General features: G+C 40.9%; 2 protein-coding genes. Both read left to right on the top strand.

From position 1 onward, the window contains the following. Positions 1-341: 341 nt before the first annotated feature. Positions 342-521, top strand: a complete 180-nt coding sequence (locus AB4513_RS24245; protein ID WP_016800598.1) for a TraY domain-containing protein — start codon at positions 342-344, stop codon at positions 519-521. A 343-nt stretch (positions 522-864) separates the two neighbouring features. Further along, positions 865-1233 carry a hypothetical protein gene (locus tag AB4513_RS24240; protein WP_048660709.1) on the top strand — a complete coding sequence of 123 codons (369 nt, stop codon included), beginning with the start codon at positions 865-867 and terminating at the stop codon, positions 1231-1233. Positions 1234-1436: the final 203 nt, after the last annotated feature.

Below are 1436 nucleotides of genomic sequence, written 5' to 3'. Positions count from 1 at the left end.
AAATAATACGCACGGATAAAAAACCGATAAATAACAAAAAGATAACAAATAACCTTAGAAAAATTTATAGCACATTGAGGGAGTGAAATTAAAATAATTAATATATTAATTATGTCTAATAACAATAGCGCCAACATTAAAAACCCATTTATTTTCTTTAAAATCAGCACCTTAATTTGGTGCGTATTATATTTGTTATGTTAAATTGCAAGATTGAGAGGCCCATCACAAAAGCAAATAAGTTTAATAATTCTGGGTCACTTTTGAACGATTAGAGGGTTCAGCGATATTTCAGTTTGAACTCGGTCGTTTCGGTTTTTCTTAATTGAAAAGGATTTTGTATGAATTTGAAATCAGAATGTAGGGTTGATAACAAGGAAGTCGGTATCGCTTTTAGTCTTTCAGCAAACGCGAATAAAACGTTAACGCTATCGGCGAAAAGAGCAGAACGGGCCAAAAAGCGCGAAGGGAAACTTCGATTAGAAGATCATCTCAAACGTTTTCCCAATTGGTCGCTGTAACGAATGATATTGCCGTCTGAGATCTTATTTCAGATGGCCTCGAAGGTGGGCTGCCTTCACGATTGCAAAAAGCGCCGCAGAGGGGCGCAGGCCTGCGTAATATGCCTAACAAATTCAGGAGCCCTCTCTGGGGCGAAGTCCAAGGCTGTTTTTCTACTCAATTAAGCACGCTGGTTGAGTGGTGAAATAGAGTTACTTGGGAATACCAGACACCACACCCTTTGGATGTGCGCATTCTACTACAAGAATGCTCAAGCCAGTTTGTAGCACGGCTCTTGAAAGAGAGCCCATTGTTTTGCTTTTTTAAAAGAACAAAACAATGTCCTAAAAAGGAGTGTGAACGATGCAGATTATCTACGGACATTGTCGTACAGATGAGGCGGCGAATGTATTAGGCCACTTTGTTGAACAAGGGGATTTTGTCAGCGTCAAAGAACTGGGAACGGTCGGGCGTGAACACATGGCGTTTGCCGCCTTACTGTCTTTTACTGGACACCTTTCATTCCCTTTCTATTGGAAGGGTGTTCATTTTGTTGCGGTTCAAAAACAAGTTCAATCAGTTAACCGTCTCACTCTCCCAGCTTCAAAGAATGCTTGTAAAAAACGTTATCGGAAGCTTAAGAACACCATCATTAGCGCTCAAAATTGGAAGCAACATGTGAGTCGTAATCGCGGTTTGAAGTACGCGAAATCTTCTCTGTTTTCTTTATGATGCGTGCCTATACCTGTCGATTTTAACCTTTCTCCCCACGCGCCGTTTAATTTGCACGTTGCACGGTCTGCCTAGGACAACCTAACCCTTCTTCCCAGCTTCTCAGGCAAGGAGGTCTTTTACTCCATCATGACCAAACACTTGATAAATTTATCACTCAATAAGGATATTTATTATGAAAAAACGCACCCAGCGCACCCTCC

The organism is Vibrio sp. 10N.222.54.E6 (assembly GCF_041473955.1).
In the GTDB taxonomy this organism is placed as follows: Bacteria; Pseudomonadota; Gammaproteobacteria; order Enterobacterales; family Vibrionaceae; genus Vibrio; species Vibrio tasmaniensis_A.
This window is presented reverse-complemented; position numbering and strand designations above follow the sequence as displayed.

What these genes read in the sequence shown, in the direction of transcription:
- AB4513_RS24245 (WP_016800598.1), top strand. Translation starts at nt 342, where the DNA reads ATGAATTTGAAATCAGAATGTAGGGTTGATAACAAGGAAGTCGGTATC.
- AB4513_RS24240 (WP_048660709.1), top strand. Translation starts at nt 865, where the DNA reads ATGCAGATTATCTACGGACATTGTCGTACAGATGAGGCGGCGAATGTA.